18 protein-coding genes are annotated in these 20,843 nt (G+C 55.2%); 12 read left to right on the forward strand and 6 right to left on the reverse strand.

Features of this window, described 5'->3' with window-relative positions; genetic code table 11:
* Positions 1–54: 54 nt before the first annotated feature.
* Positions 55–1,086 (reverse strand): IS630-like element ISEc33 family transposase, encoded by a 1,032-nt coding sequence (locus ACQUTP_RS07115; protein WP_070550106.1) that lies wholly within the window; start codon positions 1,084–1,086, stop codon positions 55–57.
* A 623-nt stretch (positions 1,087–1,709) separates the two neighbouring features.
* Between ACQUTP_RS07115 and ACQUTP_RS07120 the strand changes: the two genes are divergently transcribed.
* The 3 genes from ACQUTP_RS07120 to ACQUTP_RS07130 all read left to right on the forward strand — a co-directional run bounded on the left by ACQUTP_RS07120 (position 1,710) and on the right by ACQUTP_RS07130 (position 4,876).
* Positions 1,710–3,047: a sensor domain-containing diguanylate cyclase gene (locus ACQUTP_RS07120; protein WP_285755134.1), complete on the forward strand. Its 1,338-nt coding sequence runs from the start codon at positions 1,710–1,712 to the stop codon at positions 3,045–3,047.
* Between the two features lie 118 nt (positions 3,048–3,165).
* The gene (locus ACQUTP_RS07125) at positions 3,166–3,648 is read left to right on the forward strand and encodes a WbuC family cupin fold metalloprotein (RefSeq protein WP_285755136.1); all 483 of its coding nucleotides are present in this window, start codon (positions 3,166–3,168) and stop codon (positions 3,646–3,648) included.
* Between the two features lie 367 nt (positions 3,649–4,015).
* Complete coding sequence (locus ACQUTP_RS07130) at positions 4,016–4,876, forward strand: hypothetical protein (protein ID WP_025999167.1); 861 nt, start codon at positions 4,016–4,018, stop codon at positions 4,874–4,876.
* 30 nt (positions 4,877–4,906) lie between these two features.
* On the opposite strand, the gene cynR is transcribed toward ACQUTP_RS07130, so the two are convergent.
* On the reverse strand, positions 4,907–5,815 hold the full coding sequence (gene cynR / locus ACQUTP_RS07135; RefSeq protein WP_285755138.1) for a transcriptional regulator CynR: 909 nt from the start codon (positions 5,813–5,815) through the stop codon (positions 4,907–4,909).
* A 131-nt stretch (positions 5,816–5,946) separates the two neighbouring features.
* Between cynR and ACQUTP_RS07140 the strand changes: the two genes are divergently transcribed.
* From ACQUTP_RS07140 to ypdK, 3 genes are all read left to right on the forward strand, one after another.
* Positions 5,947–6,405, forward strand: coding sequence for a nucleoside deaminase (locus ACQUTP_RS07140; RefSeq protein ID WP_285755140.1), 459 nt, complete (start codon positions 5,947–5,949; stop codon positions 6,403–6,405).
* Positions 6,402–7,598 carry a CynX/NimT family MFS transporter gene (locus ACQUTP_RS07145; RefSeq protein ID WP_004202032.1) on the forward strand — a complete coding sequence of 399 codons (1,197 nt, stop codon included), beginning with the start codon at positions 6,402–6,404 and terminating at the stop codon, positions 7,596–7,598. Before ACQUTP_RS07140 ends, ACQUTP_RS07145 begins: the two co-directional genes overlap by 4 nt.
* Before the next feature lie 337 nt (positions 7,599–7,935).
* Positions 7,936–8,007, forward strand: a complete 72-nt coding sequence (gene ypdK, locus ACQUTP_RS07150; RefSeq protein WP_099119320.1) for a membrane protein YpdK — start codon at positions 7,936–7,938, stop codon at positions 8,005–8,007.
* A 69-nt stretch (positions 8,008–8,076) separates the two neighbouring features.
* Here ypdK and alaC read toward each other — a convergent pair whose 3' ends face one another.
* Positions 8,077–9,291, reverse strand: a complete 1,215-nt coding sequence (gene alaC, locus ACQUTP_RS07155; RefSeq protein ID WP_004202031.1) for an alanine transaminase — start codon at positions 9,289–9,291, stop codon at positions 8,077–8,079.
* A gap of 382 nt (positions 9,292–9,673) precedes the next feature.
* Here alaC and ACQUTP_RS07160 point away from each other — a divergent pair, with 382 nt between their 5' ends.
* Both ACQUTP_RS07160 and ACQUTP_RS07165 read left to right on the forward strand, forming a co-directional pair.
* Positions 9,674–11,371, forward strand: coding sequence for a sensor histidine kinase (locus tag ACQUTP_RS07160; RefSeq protein ID WP_285755142.1), 1,698 nt, complete (start codon positions 9,674–9,676; stop codon positions 11,369–11,371).
* A gap of 11 nt (positions 11,372–11,382) precedes the next feature.
* Positions 11,383–12,120, forward strand: a complete 738-nt coding sequence (locus tag ACQUTP_RS07165; protein ID WP_004202028.1) for a LytR/AlgR family response regulator transcription factor — start codon at positions 11,383–11,385, stop codon at positions 12,118–12,120.
* A 54-nt stretch (positions 12,121–12,174) separates the two neighbouring features.
* On the opposite strand, the gene glk is transcribed toward ACQUTP_RS07165, so the two are convergent.
* Positions 12,175–13,140, reverse strand: a complete 966-nt coding sequence (gene glk, locus ACQUTP_RS07170; RefSeq protein WP_004202027.1) for a glucokinase — start codon at positions 13,138–13,140, stop codon at positions 12,175–12,177.
* 263 nt (positions 13,141–13,403) lie between these two features.
* Between glk and ACQUTP_RS07175 the strand changes: the two genes are divergently transcribed.
* Entirely contained in the window at positions 13,404–14,639 is a 1,236-nt protein-coding gene (locus ACQUTP_RS07175) for an ion channel protein (protein ID WP_043520431.1), read from the forward strand.
* On the opposite strand, the gene ACQUTP_RS07180 is transcribed toward ACQUTP_RS07175, so the two are convergent.
* Positions 14,636–16,297, reverse strand: a complete 1,662-nt coding sequence (locus ACQUTP_RS07180) for an alpha-keto acid decarboxylase family protein (RefSeq protein WP_130944536.1) — start codon at positions 16,295–16,297, stop codon at positions 14,636–14,638. The genes ACQUTP_RS07175 and ACQUTP_RS07180 overlap by 4 nt on opposite strands.
* A gap of 180 nt (positions 16,298–16,477) precedes the next feature.
* Between ACQUTP_RS07180 and ACQUTP_RS07185 the strand changes: the two genes are divergently transcribed.
* Together ACQUTP_RS07185 and ACQUTP_RS07190 are read left to right on the forward strand one after the other, a co-directional pair.
* Positions 16,478–17,470, forward strand: a complete 993-nt coding sequence (locus ACQUTP_RS07185) for an aldo/keto reductase (RefSeq protein WP_128335711.1) — start codon at positions 16,478–16,480, stop codon at positions 17,468–17,470.
* A 130-nt stretch (positions 17,471–17,600) separates the two neighbouring features.
* Positions 17,601–17,960, forward strand: coding sequence for a DUF2502 domain-containing protein (locus ACQUTP_RS07190; protein WP_004202022.1), 360 nt, complete (start codon positions 17,601–17,603; stop codon positions 17,958–17,960).
* Between the two features lie 57 nt (positions 17,961–18,017).
* Here ACQUTP_RS07190 and ACQUTP_RS07195 read toward each other — a convergent pair whose 3' ends face one another.
* The gene (locus ACQUTP_RS07195; RefSeq protein ID WP_004202021.1) at positions 18,018–19,259 is read right to left on the reverse strand and encodes an Nramp family divalent metal transporter; all 1,242 of its coding nucleotides are present in this window, start codon (positions 19,257–19,259) and stop codon (positions 18,018–18,020) included.
* 345 nt (positions 19,260–19,604) lie between these two features.
* On the opposite strand from ACQUTP_RS07195, the gene nupC reads away from it, so the two are divergent.
* Positions 19,605–20,807, forward strand: coding sequence for a nucleoside permease NupC (gene nupC, locus ACQUTP_RS07200; RefSeq protein WP_012540950.1), 1,203 nt, complete (start codon positions 19,605–19,607; stop codon positions 20,805–20,807).
* Positions 20,808–20,843: the final 36 nt, after the last annotated feature.

The following is a 20,843-nucleotide window of genomic DNA, read 5'->3' on the forward strand; positions in this document are numbered from 1 at the left end:
CATCCTGTTATCCATGCCAAAATTTTCACTACTAAATAGCTGCGCCTAATACCGCTACACTTTTGCCTGACCATGTTTTCCTCCGGGGAATGGGCTGGCGGTTTCCATAAAATGGCGGACCTTTTTCAGTAACTGCCACATTGAGCGGCACTGATGATTACGGGTTATCGTGTCATGAAGTGCCTGCCATAGCCGTTCCACATGATTCACCCACGGCGAGTAAACCGGCTGGTAAATTACCCTGAACTTGGGATTTGCTTTCAACCAGCGCTGTGTTTCGCGGCTTTTATGGATAATGTAGTTATCAACGATCAGCTTGATTGTTTTCGCCCGCCGGTAAGTGGCTTTCAGGTGCTTCAGCAGAGCGATAAACAGCGCTGAACTTTTGCTGTTGCCGCCCACGTAGCTGACTTTACCCGTGCCACTGTGCAGTGCGCCGGCCAGATAGTATTTTTCGTTCTGCCCCGGCGTCACTACCCGTTTCTGCTGTCCGCGCAACTGCCAGTCCGCACCGATTTTAGGATTAAGGTGGATATCCACTTCATCTTCATAAAATACCGGATGCTCTGCGCTGCATTCATCCAGCGCTTTGTGGATTACCGCCATCTTTTCATCTTTATGTGGGTCACGGATACGCAGAGTTGGCGCGGCCCTGCGCCATACAAGCCCCGCAGATGGCAACCAGCGGCGAACGGTTCCTGCATGTAACTGGCAACCGGTTATCTCATTGATTTTTATTGCCAGTAATTCGGTGCTCCAGCGTGAACGTTGATAACCAAAATCGCCGGGAGAATGCTTTATCAGCTCACGTAACAGGGTGCAGATATGTTCAAAAGGCCAGCGTCGGGAGCGCCCTGCGGGTAAGGATTTCAGGCCTTCAATACCTGAGTGCGTAAACCAGTTAATCCAGCGACCAACGGATGAACGGGCACAACAGAGAGTTCTGGCAACATCGCTGACCCGTTCACCCCGATGAAGCATCAGCATGGCCGTGAGTCTGCGGGCATGATTTTTATCGCGCGTTTTATGAATAGCTTTCTGCATCAGGCGTCGTTCGCCACGGGGTATTGGTGCTATGATCGGCATCGCTCAGTCCGGTTGGTGGTTTTGGTTGGTTTGGCGATTGATCAGATCGCACAATCCGGGCTGAGTTCCCTTTCAGTGATCTACTATTCCGCGCAGCTATTTAGAACAGTAGCCTTATTGCTCATATAGCAGCCAACATACTTAAATTCATCTATTGATAGTAGTTGGGGGCATATTGCGGGGCACAAAAAAATCAAAACAATTAAAACAATTAAAAATCATTGTGTTAAGTATAAACATGATTCCTGCAGGGGACACCACGCCCCTCCTGTTTTATGACGGATCCACGGCGATTTTTGATGATTTTTCTGCAGCTCCGGTAGATAGTTCACTCAAGCTAGTACCGACCTGATCATCAATGCCCCTCCCTGTTAACGCACAAAGTGATTTATTTATAGATATAAAACCCGTTGCGCCATTCCTCTTTTTAAAAAGAGGAAAACACCAGTGATCATTTTACAAATAAAATGAAAGACTCACAGGAAAAGATGAGTTGTAAAACGTAATGATATCGTCAGCAGCAACCGCACGAAAAGCATACTGCTCACTCCTCACCGTCATTCACAATATTGATATTCACGATCATAACAACATAGTTTTCTTACCCTGACAGGTATGACCTAATGAACAGGCCTTCAGCCTCATCAACGCTCCGGACACCGTTGTTTTTTATTGTATCTATACTGGCGCTATTTTGCTTAATTAATTTTACCACAACCTACATTAACACGATAACGACCCCGGCGCCGTTGTTGTTTTACGGCATGACCCTTATTATATTGATATTTTACTTTTTAATATCAATAACTATCGCTTTAAAATACTTAAGTGATAAACGCTGTCTGTTTCTCATACCAGTAGCCTGTGCCTTTATTGGCTCTGCCATAATGATGATTCTTGCGTTACAAAATTACAGCAAACTGTTTTATTGCAATCTCAACGACTCAATCTCATACAAGGAATTTCTGCGGTATTACTTTTACCGCAACGCCTTAACACTCACCCAAATCATCACCGCGGCATTAGTATACAGATTTCGTTCTCATCGCCTGCTGGCCTCCCATAATCACATTATTATTACCTTTGCCTGCATAAGCCTTACTTTAGCTATCGTCCTGATTGTTGGATTTTCCTCAACGCACTTGTATGAACCAACGATTCGCTTAGCCAGTAATATAATGGTTTACATGTGGACGCTCCTCTTTTTCACGACGATTGCATTAACCCGCTTCAGAAATATATTCTGGACAGGAATCTATTTTTACTGCTTCGTTTATATCTTAACCTTCTCTTTCTTAACAACCGCAGATGTCGCTAGCGAAAACACATGGTATAAAGCGAGGCTTTTCGAAACGCTGGGCACCCTGATCTTTATTATTATTATTTTCCTTAATGCGTTTAAGCTTTATCAATTATCCAACAATAAATATGAGAATGCCTATCAGAACTCGATTCGTGATTATCTGACGCAGCTGTACAACCGCCGCTATTTTTACCTTGCGCTGACAAAAAAAATGCAACGGGTCTCTGTGCAAAAACCATTGTCTATCTTGTTATGCGACATCGATCATTTCAAACGCATAAATGACAAATATGGCCACTTTCAGGGAGATCTTGTTATTCAGTATGTAGCCTGGGTTCTTCAGGATCAGGTTCGAAGAGATGATATTGTGGCCAGAACAGGCGGCGAGGAATTTGCACTATTACTGCCTGACGTCGGCCAACAGCAGGCGCAACTCATCGCCGAGCGGATTCGCCAGGCTATTATCTCCCCAGGCGACGTCAGCAGCAGGGTTAAACTCCCCGAGAGCGTCACGATCAGTATCGGCCTTGCCACTACGGAGGATCCTAAAACGGTAGAGACTGAATTACTTAACCGCGCCGACGACGCCCTGTACCAGGCAAAAAAAGCAGGAAGGAATTGTGTGGTTGCCTGGCAGAAGTCCTCCTGTACTCGATAGCCTCGACAATTAACCGACAGCAACACGCTTTCTGAGTACAATATCGCGTGGCCTGGGCGTCAACCTACCGCCCTGCCGATTAAACACTCTCTGGACAACAAAGGAGCCAGGCGTTGGTATGAAACAGATCACCCTTAGCGATATGCAGCAGCAGAGCGAAGCGGCAGCCACTTCCCCGCGCTTACGTGCCCATCGCAATTTTCACCTTGAGCTGAGCGATCCGGTGCAGCGCCTGGCTATCGCTATGGAACCCGGCACCTATATCCGCCCGCACCGGCACCGACATACTTTTGAACTTTTGCTGCCGCTGAAAGGCCGCTTTGTGGTGCTAAATTTTGATGACCATGGCGTGATTACTAACCGGGTGGTGTTGGGTGAAACCTGCACGGCCTTGGAAATGGAGCCCGGCACCTGGCATACGGTGCTCTCACTTGACGCAGGAGGAATGGTATTTGAAGTCAAACAAGGCGCTTATCAACCGCTTGCTGAAATCGACACCATGGACTGGGCGCCAGCTGAAGGGCAGCCGGGAACCGCGGAGATGATGGCCTGGTATGCCATCGCGCAGCCGGGGGATCGCTATCCCTCTGTCAGCCGATAAGCATGGCCGCCGCAAACGGATGCCGAGAGCGTCCGTTTGCGTTATCCCTGTCGTCATGGCATTTATCTCGAGAGCCGCGTTTTCCTCATGATGTGTTCTCCCTCGTCGGAGTCATTAATAAAAAATAACAAAAAAGTGTTGTATTCAGGCGCTAAGCAAACTATTTTTCTCGAGCGAAATAAATGATAGGATAACCCAGTCAAGTTAATATCTGACGTAACAATAAGAATAATCAACTTATCGATATAATATTCTCAACGTGAATGCATTTCATTAATCAGGTCATTAAACCCAGGCAATAAAACGTGGCTATTAGATGATTACGCCCAATACTAACCGCTATTTTTTTCAGCAACAAAAAAACCTTATGAATATAACAGAACGGAATATCTGGAAATTAAATAATTTACCGCCAATGGAGTATTGTTCTCTCCCCCGGGCGCAAAAATTATTAAACTGCGAAATTGAAGACATTCTTCACTGGCATGATATCGGCGCGATCAATCTATGCCTGAAGCTTAACCCGACGCGGGGAACATTAAAACTCGCCGTCCTTTCTCATCAGGAAAAAGAAGTAACCAGCACATTTAATCCACTCAATTCATCGGAGACGGTGGAGACCTTCTTGTCGCCACACTCTCATATCCATAGCATTCTGCGGCTTGATGGCGATATTCCCGTCATGGAAACCCTGCGCGGGAATACCGTCACGCAGTTCAACGTCAAGGTCACTGCGTCAGGACTCTGGCATCCGCACAGCCGGAATTTAATGGCGTTACTGGAGGCGCCTGACGATATTCATCATGAAAACAGGCTCAGCATGATGCTGCCTGAGAAACCGTTTGTATATTGTCACTTCATTCCGCAGGAGGCAGAAAACCCCACCCTGTCATTGAACCGGCTCTATATTACCAGTCAGGCAATTGAGAAAATATTTGCCCATAGCATTAGCGCCCGACCGATGGATGTCACAAAAAATCCGCTACGGCAACAAACCGGTTATATCCATCAGGAATTAACCTCCCTTCCGCAAAGTGAGGTACTGCTGGAATTTATCCACGATCTAATTCAGTCCCATACTTTATTTAATGTGAAATTGCAGAAGATGGCTGAGCCAGACAAGACCCAGCTCTTTCATCACGTGCTGGAAAGGCTTAAGGAGGAAGTCATGCTGAGAGAGGATGTCCTGCCCAATGAGGCCGACTTCAGCAGCGCAACCCACCGTTAGTCCAGGCTCGCCGCCGAGCGACGCAGGCCGTCAGGCAGGAGGCTGGCAGTTTTCCTGCTCAAGCGTTAGCGCAATCTCCCGCGCCAGGGCGATAAATTCGCGTGCCGCGGCGCTCTGCCATGCATCCCTGCGCTGTAGCAAACAGGCCGTTCGCTGCAGCAGCGCAGGTTCGAGCTCAATAGCCACTACATCATCAAACTGCCCGGCGATCGCCGCCGGCAGCAGTGTCGCAAGGGACGTGCGCCGAATGACCGACAGAAGGGCGCCGATAGAGTTGGCCTCCATCCGCACGTCAGGTTCGAGCCGATGACGACGGCAATAACGATCGATCTGCTCCCGGGTGGCAAACTCGCTGCTCAGTAAAATCAGCGGCTGCGCGTCGAGCGCCTGCAGCCGGAGGGCGTTCTCTCTGGCCAGAGGATGACTGCGGCTCACCACCAACGCGAGGGTTTCCGTCAGCAGCGGATGAACGACAATATCCCGGGAACGGCTTTCGTCAAAGGCAATGCCGACATCCAGTTCATCCTGCAGCAACATCGTTTCCATGCGCTCCTGGTTCATCTCCTGAATCAGCAATTTCACTCCGGGGTAGCGTCGATAGTAGTTTTCCACCAGCGGTCCCAGCATGTAGGTGGTGAAGGTCGGCGTCATGGCAATGCGGAGTTTGCCACGCTGCAGATCCTCAGCGTCATGCAGAGCGCGCCGCCCTTCCTCAAGATCGCGTAACGCCCGGCGGGCATACTCCAGCCAGATCTCTCCGGCATCGGTTAACCGGGTATAACGGCCAGAACGGTCGAAAAGCTGAACCTCCAGCATGGCTTCAAGCTGGCGGATCTGCTGTGACAGCGCAGGCTGGGAGACGTGCAGCGCCGCGGCGGCGCGAGTAAAGCCACGGTGTTCTGCCACGGCGATAAAGTAGGAAAGATGGCGCAGGAGCATCCGCTTACCTATAAGTAATTCAACTAGGGTTAATCATAAATAAGTCTTTTAACTTATGAAACAAGTTACGTACCCTCTACGCCCGACCCGTTGCTTTTTTTCCCTGAACAGCATCTTATGCAGGAGTGACTATGTCCGCTCACGATCGCTATCTCCAGCGCGCCCTAACGCTGGCAAAACACAACATCAGCCACGGTGGTCGTCCCTTTGGCGCCGTGCTGGTGCGCCATGACGAGGTTGTTGCCGAAGCCGTCAATACCTTTCATCTAAGCGGCGACCCAACGGCGCATGCCGAACTGAATGCCGTCCGCGATATTGCCGCCAGGCTGGGGAGCGAGGTTCTGCGCGAGTGCGTTATCTACGCCAGCGGACAACCTTGCCCGATGTGTCTTAGCGCCCTCTATTTAACCGGCGTGCGAGAAGTGTTTTTCGCCAACAGCAATCAGGACGGAGAACCTTTCCAGCTATCCACAGCCGCGATTTATCAGCAGTTTCAGCAGCCGCTGGCGCAGCAGACGTTGCCGATCCATCATCGCCCGCAGCCGGAGGGGCTGGCAGTTTATCAGCGGTGGGCGGAACAGCAGCCATGAAAGCCGTGTTGCGACAGAATCTGACGCTGGGGATCCTGGTGCTGATCGGCATAAATATGCGACCACTGCTCACCTCCATCGGTCCTTTGCTTCCGGAGATCCGTGCCGCCAGCGGGATGAGCTATACCCTGGCCGCGCTACTGACCGCCCTGCCGGTGATAGCGATGGGCGTGCTGGCGCTGGCCGCCGGTTCGGTCGATCGTTATGTCGGTCAAAACCGTAGCATTGCGCTAAGCCTGCTGATTATCGCGGCGGGCGCCCTGCTGCGGGAAATCGCTCCGAATAGCGGCCTACTGCTCACCAGCGCCCTGGCCGGAGGCGTTGGCATCGGCATAATCCAGGCTGCCATCCCAGCGGTAATTAAGCGCTTGTTCGCCCGCCGGACGCCGCTGGTGATGGGGCTATGGTCAGCGGCGCTAATGGGCGGTGGCGGGTTAGGCGCTGCGTTTACGCCATGGCTGGCGTCGCATAGCACAGCATGGCGGGATGCGCTGGCCTGGTGGGCGCTCCCCGCCCTCCTCGCCCTGTTCAGCTGGCTGGCGATTTGTCGGCACCTGCCCCGCGCCCCGCATCAGACCAGCGCCGCGCCCCGGGTGGCGATTATTGGCCAGCGCCGCGCCTGGACGCTGGGACTCTATTTCGGACTGATCAACGCCGGCTACGCCAGTCTAATCGCCTGGCTGCCGCCCTACTATATGCAGCTTGGCGACAGCGCCCAGTACAGCGGCTCGCTGCTGGCGCTGCTGACGGTTGGGCAAACCGCGGGCGCGCTGCTGCTGCCGGCGCTGGCTCGCCAGGATGACCGGCGCCAGCTTCTGCTGCTTGCTCTGGCGCTACAGCTGATTGGGTTCTGCGGCTTCATCTGGCTGCCGCAGCACTTCCCAGCGCTTTGGGCCCTCGCCTGCGGCGTGGGTCTGGGCGGCGCGTTTCCCCTGTGCCTGGTGCTGGCCCTCGATCACGCCGGGCAACCGACGGTGGCCGGCCGGCTGGTAGCCTTTATGCAAGGTATCGGATTTATCATCGCCGGCCTGTCGCCCTGGCTTTCCGGCCTGCTGCGTAGCCTGAGCGGGAACTACACCCTTGACTGGTCCTGGCATGCGCTTTGTGTCCTGTTACTCATGGCGCTCACGCTGCGCTTTATCCCAGCGCACTACCCGGCCGAGTGGCGACAGCGCGCCTCTGATCTGCATTAAACCGGCGGCGCGTGGCAACCTGAATGCCGCGCGCCAAGCCTGACTAGCCCCGCTAATCTCACTAACGAGAAACCCGTTTTGGTAGCGTCGCTGGCGCTAAATTTATTACCGGGCGAAATTAATGTGTCGCCGAATCACGACACTCGTAAGTAACTAAAAATTAATAAAAAAATGCCCCTTGTTTCCCTGATTTTTTAGGCGTACATTAGCGCCATCTGGAGCATTAAACGCACAGAATTGCGAGCTGCCGCAGGGTGAGATTTCACCGGCGACAGCCCTTGAAAAACAGAACAATTAATTCATTTGAACGTCGTATAAGCGCGTGGAGTGATGAGTCGTGAAATACTTCTTTATGGGTCTCTCTTTTATGGTCATCGTTTGGGCCGGTACTTTTGCCCTGATGATCTAGACTGCAGCGGTGTCAAAAAAACGGGAGCCCACAGGCTCCCGTTTTTGTTATAGCGTATTCGCCGAAGCGCTAGCTCGCGGCGGGCAGTAAGCCATCCGCGCGGAACATCGCCTTGATGCCGCGGATCGCCTGACGCGTCCGGTCCCGGTTCTCGATCAGCGCGAAGCGGACATGGGTATCGCCATAATCGCCAAAGCCAATCCCCGGAGAGACGCAAACCTTCGCTTCGTTAAGCAGCTTTTTCGCAAACTCCAGCGAGCCCATGTCGGCATAAGGTTCCGGAATTTTCGCCCAGACGTACATGGACGCCTTCGGACACTCAACCATCCAGCCGGCCTCGTGGAGCCCTTTCACCAGCACATCGCGGCGGCGCTTATACTGTTCCGCGATATCCCGCACGCATTGCTGATCGCCCTCCAGGGCCGCTATCGCCGCCACCTGCAGCGGCGTAAACGTGCCGTAGTCATGGTAGCTTTTGATGCGGGCGAGCGCGTTCACCAGGGTCTTATTGCCGACCATAAAGCCAATTCGCCAGCCGGCCATGTTATAGCTTTTCGACAGGGTAAAGAACTCGACGGCGACATCGCGCGCGCCAGGCACCTGCATAATGGAGGGCGCTTTCCAGCCGTCATACACGATATCGGCATAGGCCAGATCGTGGACGACCAGGATGTCATACTGCTTCGCCAGGGCGACAACCTTTTCAAAGAAATCCAGCTCGACGCACTGCGCGGTCGGATTCGAGGGAAAGCCAAGGATCATCATCTTCGGCTTCGGATAGCTCTCGCGGATGGCGCGTTCCAGTTCGTTAAAGAAATCCACCCCTTCCACCAGCGGCACCGAGCGCACCTGCGCCCCGGCAATCACCGCGCCGTAGATATGGATCGGATAGCTGGGGTTCGGCACCAGCACGGTATCGCCATGATCCAGCGTCGCCAGCATCAGGTGCGCCAGCCCCTCTTTCGAACCAATGGTGACAATCGCTTCCGATTCCGGATCGATATCGACGTTATAGCGTTCTTCATACCAGCGCGAAATAGCGCGACGCAGGCGTGGGATCCCCCGCGAAGTTGAGTAACCATGGGTGTCAGGCCGCTGCGCGACGGTGCAGAGTTTTTCCACGATATGCGGCGGCGTCGCGCCATCGGGATTGCCCATACTGAAATCGATAATATCTTCGCCGCGCCGGCGCGCAGCCATTTTCAGTTCGGCAGTAATATTAAAAACGTACGGGGGGAGACGATCGATACGCGTAAAACGGCGTTCAGGACTGGATTCAGCCATAGGTTCCTCTGATTAACGTTAGCGCCCGGACCGTCCGAGCGACGCTGCCGCTGTTGCGGCTCGTTTAGAAAATAACCTGAAAAAAAACACGTTGTCGAGAGCCCTGACGAAAAATAATCACTGGCGTTAAAAACGGGTATCGTCTGCGCTAAATACGGCAGTACGCCGCGGGATGAATACCGTTTTGTATGCAAGTGGTAACATATTGATATCTTTTCTATCACCGGTATTTATCGTTTCCCCTGCTGTCTAGCGGTACATCGCCCCCCACCAATCAATCCCCTTTTAAAAGTGCGTCTTTTCCTCATTATTTTTCTGCGGCTGGTCTTCTGTCGTCAGGTTTTTTATCATGTTCTTTTCTGGCCACTGACGCGGCGCACCCATGCACGAAATCTTTACTATGATGCTGGCGGTCTATGATCGTGCGGCCCTGATGCTTATTTGCCTGTTTTTCCTTATTCGCCTGCGCCTGTTCCGCGAACTGCTGCATAAATCAGCGCATACGCCGAAAGAGCTGCTGGCTGTCACCGCCATCTTCTCGCTGTTCGCGCTCTTCAGTACCTGGTCCGGTGTGCCGGTGGAAGGATCGCTGGTAAACGTGCGCATCATCGCCGTGATGTCCGGCGGGATCCTGTTTGGCCCATGGGTGGGAGCCATTGTCGGGGTGATTGCCGGTGTGCACCGCTATCTGATTGATATTGACGGCGTGACCGCCGTACCCTGCTTTATCACCAGCATCATCGCCGGTCTGCTGTCGGGGTTGATTAACCGCAAGGTGGCCCGCGATCAACGCTGGAAAATCGGCATTCTGGCCGGCATGGTCTGCGAGACCCTGACCATGATCCTGGTGATAGTCTGGGCGCCCTCTCTGAGCCTCGGCCTGGATATCGTCTCGAAAATTGGTATCCCGATGATCCTTGGCAGCGTCTGCATCGGCTTTATCGTGCTGCTGGTGCAGAGCGTGGAAGGGGAAAAGGAGGCCAGCGCCGCGCGGCAGGCGAAACTGGCGCTCGACATTGCCAACAAAACCCTGCCGCTGTTCCGTCAGGTCAACAGCGATTCTCTGCGCCAGGTTTGCGACATCATCCGCCGCGACATTACCGCCGACGCGGTGGCAATCACCAATACGGAACACGTGCTGGCCTACGTGGGCGTCGGTGAAGCCAACTATCAACACCATGACGATGTCATCAGCCCCACCACCCGACAGGCCATTCGTTATGGAAAGATCATTATAAAAAACAATGACGAAGCCCACCGCACGCCGGAGATCCACTCCTTAATGATCATCCCGCTGTGGGAAAAGGGGGTGGTCACCGGCACGCTAAAAATCTATTACTGCCACGCCCATCGCATCACCTCGACGCTGCAGGAGATGGCGATAGGCCTGTCACAAATCATCTCCACCCAGCTGGAGGTTTCCCGCGCCGAACAGCTGCGGGAGATGGCCAACAAAGCGGAGCTGCGCGCTCTGCAAAGCAAGATTAACCCACACTTTTTATTCAATGCCCTGAACGCGATCTCCTCCTCGATTCGCCTTAATCCGGACACCGCGCGCCAGCTCATTTTTAATCTGTCGCGCTATCTGCGCTATAACATCGAATTAAAAGACGATGAGCAGATCGATATCAAACGAGAGCTGTATCAGATCAAAGATTACATCGCCATTGAACAGGCGCGATTCGGCGACAAACTGACGGTCATCTATGATATTGACGACGACGTCAGCTGCGTGATCCCGAGCCTGCTTATCCAGCCCCTGGTGGAAAATGCCATTGTGCACGGCATTCAGCCATGTAAAGGGAAAGGGGTGGTGACGATCGGCATCAATGAGTGCGGCAATCGGGTTCGCATCAGCGTTCGCGACACCGGCAACGGCATCGATCCCGCCGTGGTCGCCCGCGTGGAAGCCGATGAAATGCCAGGTAACAAAATCGGCCTGCTCAACGTTCATCATCGGGTGAAACTGCTCTACGGCGAGGGGCTGCATATCCGCACCCTGACGCCAGGAACGGAAATCGCCTTTTATGTCCCCAATCACTCTACGCCGCAGGCGCTGACGGAGTCTCTGTTGTCATGAGCGGAGAAAAGATGAAAGTTATCATTGTGGAGGATGAGTTTCTGGCCCAACAGGAGCTCTCCTGGCTTATCAATACCCACAGCCAGATGGAGATCGTCGGCAGCTTTGACGACGGCCTGGACGTGCTGAAATTTCTCCAGCACAACAAGGTCGACGCCATCTTTCTCGATATCAATATTCCGTCGCTGGACGGCGTTCTGCTGGCGCAGAACATCAGCCAGTTCGCCCATAAGCCTTTTATCGTTTTTATCACCGCGTGGAAAGAACACGCCGTGGAAGCCTTTGAGCTGGAGGCGTTTGACTACATCCTCAAGCCCTACCAGGAGTCGCGCATCATCAATATGCTGCAGAAGCTGACCGCCGCCTGGCAGCAGCAAAATAACGCCGCCTCCGGGCTAGCCAGCGCGGCGCCTCGGGAAAACGACACCATCAATCTGATAAAAGATGAGCGGATCATCGTCACCAGTATCCATGATATCTATTATGCAGAGGCACACGAGAAGATGACCTTCGTCTACACTCGCCGGGAGTCTTTCGTCATGCCGATGAACATTACCGAATTCTGCAGCAAACTGCCCACCGCACATTTCTTTCGCTGTCACCGCTCGTACTGTGTGAATCTCAGCAAAATTCGTGAAATTGAGCCATGGTTTAACAATACCTACGTGCTACGCCTGCGCGACCTGGAGTTTCAGGTTCCGGTCAGTCGCAGTAAAGTGAAAGAGTTTCGCCAGCTGATGAATCTGTAGACGACGGGGAGCCCCGCCTTGCCGGGCTACGGCGGTAGCCCGGGAGGAATGCGCTTACAGCACCTGACCCAGCGTCTGACGCAGATGCGCGCCGGAGCCCAGCAGGCCTGGGTTGTCATGCACGATCAGGTAAACCGGGATATCCTGGACATAGGCTTTAAATCGGCCTTTGTCCTCAAAACCGCCGCGGAAGCCGGAGGCTTTAAAGAACTCCAGGAAGCGCGGCACGATGCCGCCGGCGATATACACGCCGCCAAACGTCCCCAGGGTCAGCGCCAGGTTTCCACCGAAGCGCCCCATAATGACGCAGAACAGCGACAGCGCCCGGCGACAGTCGGTGCAGCTATCCGCCAGCGCCCGCTCGGTGACCTCACGCGGCTGCAGGTTCTCCGGCAGTCGACCATCCGATTTGACTATCGCGCGATAGAGGTTGACCAGACCAGGCCCCGAGAGCACGCGTTCTGCGGAGACGTGCCCCAGTTCAGCGCGCAGCTCTTCCAGAATAATGCCCTCTTCTTCACTGTTCGGCGCAAAATCGACATGGCCGCCTTCGCCAGGCAGGCTGACCCAGCGCTTATCAACGTGCACCAGATGGGCTACGCCCAGCCCGGTTCCGGCGCCATAAACGGCGATCGGTTTGCCAGCTACCGGCGCGCTGCCGCCGAACTGAATCAGGTGCTCAGCTTTCAGCATCGGGATGGCCATTGAAACGGCGGTGAAATCGTTAATAATCTCCAGGTGCGCAAAGCCAAGGTTGCGCTTCATCTCGGCGATGGAGAAGGCCCAGGTATGGTTGGTCATCGCCACCCAGTCGCCGGTGATCGGGCAAGCGATGGCGATACAGCCTTCGCTGACGGTCACCTGATGCTCCTCGAGATAGACGCGCACCACCGCCTCCAGACTGGGGTAATCGAGCCCGGAATAGGTCTTTGCACGAGAGATCTCTCCGCTCGCCAGATCACACAGCGCCAGGCGGGCGTTGGTCCCCCCGACATCTCCTACTAAAGCAAATTTTGTCATTCCGTTACGGCTCCGCTAAAGTCAAAATAAATCTTTTGGCACACTGTAAATTCATGGCGGCTTAACAACAACGTCCAACTCGCGGACGCCCCTTGTTTAGCGACACAGGTCACATTTAGTTTGTAATCAATGCAAAGTAGCCTATTAACGAGGCCACGGGTATCAGACGCCGCCTTAACTTTATCGTTTCAGCACCATTTGCATCGACGGTCCCCGTCGACAAAGGCAAAGTAGTGCTCCTGAACTTTAACAAGGACATTTTCATGCTCCATCCTCGCGCCAGAACAATGCTGATCCTGTCGGTGCCAGCTATCCTGATTGGCATCGCCTCCAGTTTGATCCTGATCGGCGCGATGAAAGTTGCCGCGTTGCTGCAGCGCATCCTGTGGAGCAATCTGCCTGTGCAGTTTGGGGTGAGCGCCGACAACCCGCTGTGGATCATCGCCATTCTCACGGCGACGGGGATCGCGGTGGGCCTGGTCGTCCGTTACAGCCCGGGGCACGCCGGGCCGGACCCGGCGACCGAGTCGTTAATCGGCGCGCCTATTGCCACCGGCGCGCTGCCCGGGCTGCTGGCGGCGCTGATCCTTGGCCTCGCCGGCGGCGTCAGCCTGGGCCCGGAGCATCCAATTATGGTGGTGAATATTGCGCTGGCCGTCGCCGTCGGCTCCCGACTGTTCCCCCGGGTCAGCTCTCTGGACTGGACCATTCTCGCGGCCTCAGGCACCATCGGCGCCCTCTTCGGCACCCCGGTGGCCGCCGCGCTGATTTTTTCGCAAACCCTGAACAGCAGCAACGAGTCGCCGCTGTGGGATCGTCTGTTTGCCCCGATGCTTGCCGCCGCCGCGGGCGCGCTGACGACCGGGCTGTTTTTCCACCCCCACTTCACGCTGCCGATCGCGCACTATAGCCAGATGCACTTCGTCGATATCGTCAGCGGCATGATCGTCGCCCTGATCGCTATCGCTGTCGGTATGGTCGCCGTCTGGTGTCTGCCGCGCCTGCACACGCTGATGCATCGCCTGAAAAACCCAATCCTGACGCTGGGCCTCGGCGGCTTGCTGTTAGGGATCCTTGGAACCATTGGCGGACATTTAACGCTGTTTAAGGGGCTGGATGAGATGCAGCAGTTGGCCTTCAGCCAGACGCTGACCGCCTCGGATTATCTGCTCATTGCGCTGGTCAAACTGGCTGCGCTGGTTCTCGCCTCGGCCTGCGGCTTTCGCGGCGGGCGGATTTTCCCCGCGGTCTTCGTCGGCGTGGCGCTGGGGCTGATGCTGCATGCCCACGTGGACGCCGTGCCGGCGGCAATTACCGTCTCCTGCGCGATCCTCGGCATGGTGCTGGTCGTCACCCGCGACGGCTGGCTGAGCCTGTTTATGGCCGCTGTGGTGGTTCCGGACACCACGCTGCTGCCGCTGCTGTGCATTGTGATGCTCCCGGCCTGGCTGCTGCTGGCCGGGAGGCCCTTAATGATTGCCAGACACCATACCGACTAAACGCGGCTGTTTCGTTCCTCCAGCGCCTGCGTCACCGCGCGCAGGAAATCGGGGATATCCATTTTCGGCAGCATCACTTCCACCAGGGTGAGAGTATCGGAGGTGATACTCTCCGCCATCGCCTCCCGTAGCTCAGCAGTGTGCGTAACCCGCCAGCAGCGCGAGGCAACGTCCGGGGCGAAGGCTTCCGGCAGGCGCCGCCAGTCCCACAGGGCAATATCATTGTAGCGCTGCTCCGGACCGTGAATCGCCCGTTCTACGGTATACCCTTCGTTATTCAGCAGCAGAATAAGCGGCTTTTGTTTATCGCGCAGCATAGAGCCCATTTCCTGAATCGTCAGCTGGGCGGCGCCATCGCCGACGATCAGCACCACCCGCCGCTCTGCCGCCGCGGTTTGCGCGCCATAGGCGGCCGGGAGGGTAAAACCAATCGATCCCCACAGCGGCTGGACGATCAGCGATGCCTCAGAGGGGAGCTTAAGCGCCGCGATGCCAAATGCCGCCGTCCCCTGATCGGCGAGGATAATATCGCCGGGGCGCAGCGCATCCTGCACTGTCGACCAGAAATTCTTCTGGGTTAACTCGCCTTCGCCCTCCTCTTCCACTTCCGGCGCCACGACCTGAGGCGCCGCCCACTCCGCCGCCAGCGGTGCGGAAAGGGACATCAGCGCAGCCAGGGCTTGATCCATCGGCACGCCGCTGAACCAGTGATCGCCCACCCTGACGGCGAAGGGCTGGATCTCAATGGTCTTCTCCCGCGCCAGATGCTGGGTGAACCCTGCGGTGATAGTGTCGGTGAAGCGCGTACCAATGCAGATGATGGTGTCGGCGTTTTCGATAGCCTCCCGGGTCTGCGGCGCGCTGGCGATGCCGCTGTAAGTGCCGACAAAACCTCTCTGCTGCTCATCGAACAGCCCCTTGCCCATGAGCATGGTGGCGTGGGCGACGGGGGTTTTCGCTACCCACTCCCGGAGCGTGTTCTGCAGGCCATAGCGTTGCGCGAGGAAGTCTGCCAGCAGGGAAATGCGTCGACTGCCCCGCAGCAGGCAGCTGGCATGTTCGCAGAATCCGGCGAGCTGGTTTTGATCCGCCGGAGCGGCCTCCACCAGCAAGCGCTGCGCTGGGGCGATCGCTGCCGCTCTGGCGACATCGGCCGGCAACATCAGATAGCCGGGTCGATGATGCGTCAGCATATCGCGCAGAACACGGTCGATCTCATGGCAGGCGTTGCCAGCGGTCAGCAGCGCCTGGCTACAGGTGATCTGCTCGCTCATTCGCGCAAAATGGCGGAAATCGCCGTCACCCAGGGTGTGATGCAGCAGTTCGCCGCGCTGCTGAGCGCCAGTGGAGGGCGCACCGACGATATGTAATACCGGAATATGCTCCGCATAGCTTCCCGCCACGCCGTTCAGGGCGCTTAGTTCGCCGACGCCGTAGGTTGTTAATAACGCGCCGGCCCCCTTAATCCGTGCGTAACCGTCAGCAGCATAGGCCGCATTCAGCTCGTTGGCGCAGCCGACCCACCCCAAGGCGCTGTGCGCGATGACGCGATCGAGAAACTGTAAGTTGTAATCTCCTGGTACGCCGAACAAGCGGTCAATACCGCAGTCAACGAGGCGATCCAGCAGATAATCCCCAATAGTGTAGGTCGGTTGCATGTCCATTATCCTCATTTTGGTGCAGGTGTAATTTGAGTATTGAATAAGCGATCCGCCTGTCCAGAAGGGGGACGATAAAGCCGGTGTAAAGCAATAGTTACGCCCAAAAAGCGGTGTACTCCACGCAAAACATTGATTAGTGTAAACGTATACACAACTTGTTTTATCTGCGGAGGAAGAATGGTTTACCAGGCAAGCACCACGCGATATCAAACGATGGCCTATCGTCGCTGCGGGCGCAGCGGCCTTCAGCTCCCGGCGATTTCTCTCGGTCTGTGGCATAACTTTGGCGATGAAACGCGGGTGGAAACCAGCCGGCAGATGCTCCTGCACGCGTTTGATCTCGGCATTACCCATTTCGACCTGGCCAATAATTATGGGCCGCCGCCGGGATCGGCGGAGAGCAATTTTGGCCGCATCCTTAAAGAGGCCCTCCTGCCCTATCGCGATGAGTTGATCATCTCCACCAAAGCGGGTTACACCATGTGGGACGGCCCTTACGGCGACTGGGGTTCACGCAAATACCTGGTGGCCAGTCTGAACCAGAGCCTGCGGCGCATGGGGCTGGAGTATGTCGATATTTTTTATCATCACCGCCCGGACCCGGAGACACCGCTGACGGAAACGATGCGCGCGCTCGATCATCTTGTCCGCCAGGGTAAAGCGTTGTACGTCGGCCTCTCTAACTATCCGCTCGCCCTGGCGCGAGAAGCGGTGAAAATCCTTAACGACCTCGGCACCCCCTGCGTCATTCACCAGCCTCGCTACTCCATGTTTGAACGCGGTGTGGAAGAGGGATTACTGGATTTTTTGCAGACCGAAGGGGTGGGAAGTATAGCGTTTTCACCGCTGGCCGGCGGGCAGCTCACCGACCGCTATCTTAACGGCATTCCGGCAGACTCACGCGCCGCCAGCAGCAGTCGTTTTCTGCAGCCGGAGCAGCTGACCCGCGCCAAATTAGAAAAAATTCGTCAGCTGAATACGCTGGCGGAAGCCCGCGGGCAGAAGCTGTCGCAGATGGCGCTGGCCTGGGTGCTGCGCGAGGAGAAAGTCACCTCCGTGCTGATCGGCGCCAGCAAAACCGCCCAGCTGGATGATGCGGTAGGGATGCTGAAAAACCGTCATTTCAGCGCCGGGGAGTGCGCGGCGATTGATGCCATCCTGGCGCTGTAAAGCAAATGTTACTTTAGCAAAAAGTGCTCTTTTCTGCGCTTTCGGAGTTCGTCCGATGCGACGGGTCTTTACCGGCCCGTAATATCAGGTTAACAGGCCGCTTACGGCCCCGATCGTGAAGGAGAAGAGTATGTTCAGGTCACTGATTCTGGCAGCAGTACTGCTGGCCGCAGCGCCACTAGTCGCTAACGCTGGTGAAATCACCCTGCTGCCATCAGTAAAATTACAAATAGGCGATCGTGACAATTACGGTAACTACTGGGACGGTGGCGGCTGGCGCGACCGTGATTACTGGCGTCGTCACTATGAATGGCGTGATAACCGTTGGCATCGTCATGACAACGGCTGGCACCGCGGCTGGGACAAAGGCAGAGATAAAGCCTGGGAGCGCGGCTATCGCGCGGGCTGGAGCGACCGCGACGACCATCGCGGCGGCTGGGGACGTGGTCCCGGCGGACGCGGTCACGGTCATGGACATGGCCATCACTAACAGACGAAAAGGGGAGCCCATCGGCTCCCCTTTGCTTTATTCCGCAGCAGGAAGTCATCAATCCACCCCGAGCAGCGATCCCACAATTAACCAGCCGTTCAGGCTCACCACAATGGCGACTATCGCCCAGCCGATGCCTCTCACCCAACGGGTATTCACCAGGTCTCCCATTAGCTTTGCATTGCTGGTAAATATCAGCAGCGGCACCAGGGCAAGCGCAATACCAAAGCTGAGCAACACCTGACTCATCACCAGAATACGCGTTGGATCCAGTCCCAGCAGAATGACGACAAACGACGGCAGCATGGTGACCGCCCGGCGAAACCACAACGGAATATGAAAGCGGATGAAGCCCTGCATGACCACCTGGCCTGCGAGAGTCCCCACCACCGTCGAGGATAAACCTGCAGCGACCAGGCTGAGGCCAAAGATAGTCGCCGCCGCGTGGCTCAGCAGTGGCTCAAGCGTTCTGTAAGCCTGATCGAGATCGGCGACGCCGGTATGGCCGTTGAAGTGGAATGCCGCCGCGGCGGTCGCCATCATCGCCAGGTTAACGAACCCCGCAATGGTCATGGCGATCGCCACATCCCAGCGGGTCGCGTTATAGCGTTCTTTTCGCGTCCCGCCGTGCAGATGCTGGGTAAGCGAGGAGTGTAAGTAGATCACGTGCGGCATAATAGTGGCCCCCAGCACCCCGGCGGCTAAGAATACCGCCTCGCCGTTGGGCAGCGTAGGGATCGCCAGCCCTTTGGTCAGGGGAGCCAGCGCGGGCTGGGAAAAGATCAATTCAACGACATAGGCGACGGCAACAAACAGCAGCAAGCCGCCAATCACCTTCTCCAGCGGTTTTTGCCCGCGCCGCTGCAGCATCAGGATCAGGAAGGTCGCCACCCCGGTCAGCACCGCCCCTTGCAGAAGCGATACGCCCAGCACCAGCTTAAAGCCAATCGCAGCGCCGATAAATTCGGCCAGATCGGTGGCCATGGCGATGATTTCCGCCTGTACCCAGTAAAACCACACGACCGGGCGCGGGTAATGGTCGCGGATCTGCTCGGCCAGGTTTTTACCGGTGGCAATGCCCAGTTTGGCAGAGAGCACCTGGATCAGCATCGCCATCAGGTTGGCCCATACTACGACCCACAGCAGCTGATAGCCAAAGCTGGCGCCAGCCTGAATATTCGTGGCGAAATTACCCGGATCGATATAGCCAATGGCAGCGACGAAAGCGGGCCCCATTAAGGCGAGCTTCACCTTGCGCGCGGCGCGACTACTGCTATTCTCAACGCGACTGCTAGTCATCTTCTGCCTCTGGAAATATAGCCTTTGCTATGTTTCATGCTATCAAAATGCGAATGATTATCAAGTTCATTTAGAATGGAGATAATAATTGCTGTGATAGGAGGGAACAATTGCTGGCCGGATATGGAAAAGGGCGTCAGAAAACCCGATCGCGCCAAATATTAAGAGTAGTACAAGAATGCAACTTTTAAAACCTTTACGTAACATAACAAAAGTGGATGTTTGATCACTATTTTTGCCATTGGTCACAGTTCCTTGCAATAGTGTGCAATTGATCTCGTTTTCTTTAAAGCCGTTGCATAGAATGTGCACGGAAATTTAACCTGCCTCATATTTGGAGCAACTATGGACCGCGTCTTGCATTTTGTCCTCGCGATCGTTGTGGTGGCTATACTGGCCCTGTTGGTCAGTCATGACCGTAAAAAGATCCGTATTCGTTATGTTGTTCAACTGCTTGTCATTGAAGTCCTGCTGGCCTGGTTCTTCCTCAACTCCGATATTGGTCTGGGTTTTGTGAAAGGCTTCTCCGAGATGTTTGAAAAACTTCTCGGCTTTGCCAACGAAGGGACAAACTTCGTGTTCGGCAGCATGAACGACAAAGGTCTGGCCTTCTTCTTCCTTAAGGTTCTGTGCCCTATCGTCTTCATTTCCGCTTTGATCGGTATTTTGCAGCATATTCGCATCCTGCCGATTGTTATCCGCGCCATCGGTACCGTGCTGTCGAAAATCAACGGCATGGGCAAACTGGAGTCCTTCAACGCCGTCAGCTCGCTGATCCTCGGCCAGTCGGAAAACTTTATTGCCTATAAAGATATTCTCGGCAAAATGTCGCGCAACCGTATGTACACCATGGCGGCGACCGCGATGTCCACCGTATCGATGTCCATCGTCGGCGCGTATATGACCATGCTGCAGCCGAAGTACGTCGTCGCGGCGCTGGTGCTCAACATGTTCAGCACCTTTATCGTGCTGTCGTTGATTAACCCGTACCGCGTGGAAGAGAGTGAAGAAAATCTGCAGATGTCGAATCTGCACGAAGGTCAAAGCTTCTTCGAGATGCTGGGCGAATACATTCTGGCGGGCTTTAAAGTTGCGATTATCGTGGCGGCGATGCTGATCGGCTTCATCGCGCTGATCTCCGCGCTGAACGCCCTGTTCGCTACCGTGACCGGCTGGTTCGGCTACAGCATCTCCTTCCAGGGGATCCTTGGCTATATCTTCTACCCGGTCGCCTGGGTGATGGGTGTGCCGGCAAGCGAAGCGCTGCAGGTGGGTAGTATTATGGCCACCAAGCTGGTCTCCAATGAATTCGTCGCCATGATGGATCTGCAGAAAATCGCCTCGACGCTCTCCCCGCGTGCGGAAGGCATTATCTCTATATTCCTGGTCTCCTTCGCCAACTTCTCGTCTATCGGCATCATCGCCGGGGCGATTAAAGGTCTGAACGAAGAACAGGGCAACGTGGTTTCACGCTTCGGTCTGAAGCTGGTTTACGGCTCCACGCTGGTCAGCGTACTGTCTGCTTCAATTGCGGCTCTGGTTCTGTAACAGGCGCCAGTCCTCTGAGCCGGGCAATGCCCGGCT

The sequence above is a fragment of the Klebsiella sp. 2-CIP_Kleb. genome (genome assembly GCF_050378715.1).
Taxonomy (GTDB): Bacteria; Pseudomonadota; Gammaproteobacteria; order Enterobacterales; family Enterobacteriaceae; genus Klebsiella; species Klebsiella quasipneumoniae.

Bases quoted from the DNA above. Each gene is read 5' to 3' on its own strand.
- ACQUTP_RS07115 (WP_070550106.1), bottom strand. From the start codon at position 1,086: ATGCCGATCATAGCACCAATACCCCGTGGCGAACGACGCCTGATGCAG.
- ACQUTP_RS07120 (WP_285755134.1), top strand. From the start codon at position 1,710: ATGAACAGGCCTTCAGCCTCATCAACGCTCCGGACACCGTTGTTTTTT.
- ACQUTP_RS07125 (WP_285755136.1), top strand. From the start codon at position 3,166: ATGAAACAGATCACCCTTAGCGATATGCAGCAGCAGAGCGAAGCGGCA.
- ACQUTP_RS07130 (WP_025999167.1), top strand. From the start codon at position 4,016: ATGAATATAACAGAACGGAATATCTGGAAATTAAATAATTTACCGCCA.
- cynR (WP_285755138.1), bottom strand. From the start codon at position 5,815: ATGCTCCTGCGCCATCTTTCCTACTTTATCGCCGTGGCAGAACACCGT.
- ACQUTP_RS07140 (WP_285755140.1), top strand. From the start codon at position 5,947: ATGTCCGCTCACGATCGCTATCTCCAGCGCGCCCTAACGCTGGCAAAA.
- ACQUTP_RS07145 (WP_004202032.1), top strand. From the start codon at position 6,402: ATGAAAGCCGTGTTGCGACAGAATCTGACGCTGGGGATCCTGGTGCTG.
- alaC (WP_004202031.1), bottom strand. From the start codon at position 9,291: ATGGCTGAATCCAGTCCTGAACGCCGTTTTACGCGTATCGATCGTCTC.
- ACQUTP_RS07160 (WP_285755142.1), top strand. From the start codon at position 9,674: ATGCACGAAATCTTTACTATGATGCTGGCGGTCTATGATCGTGCGGCC.
- ACQUTP_RS07165 (WP_004202028.1), top strand. From the start codon at position 11,383: ATGAAAGTTATCATTGTGGAGGATGAGTTTCTGGCCCAACAGGAGCTC.
- glk (WP_004202027.1), bottom strand. From the start codon at position 13,140: ATGACAAAATTTGCTTTAGTAGGAGATGTCGGGGGGACCAACGCCCGC.
- ACQUTP_RS07175 (WP_043520431.1), top strand. From the start codon at position 13,404: ATGCTCCATCCTCGCGCCAGAACAATGCTGATCCTGTCGGTGCCAGCT.
- ACQUTP_RS07180 (WP_130944536.1), bottom strand. From the start codon at position 16,297: ATGCAACCGACCTACACTATTGGGGATTATCTGCTGGATCGCCTCGTT.
- ACQUTP_RS07185 (WP_128335711.1), top strand. From the start codon at position 16,478: ATGGTTTACCAGGCAAGCACCACGCGATATCAAACGATGGCCTATCGT.
- ACQUTP_RS07190 (WP_004202022.1), top strand. From the start codon at position 17,601: ATGTTCAGGTCACTGATTCTGGCAGCAGTACTGCTGGCCGCAGCGCCA.
- ACQUTP_RS07195 (WP_004202021.1), bottom strand. From the start codon at position 19,259: ATGACTAGCAGTCGCGTTGAGAATAGCAGTAGTCGCGCCGCGCGCAAG.
- nupC (WP_012540950.1), top strand. From the start codon at position 19,605: ATGGACCGCGTCTTGCATTTTGTCCTCGCGATCGTTGTGGTGGCTATA.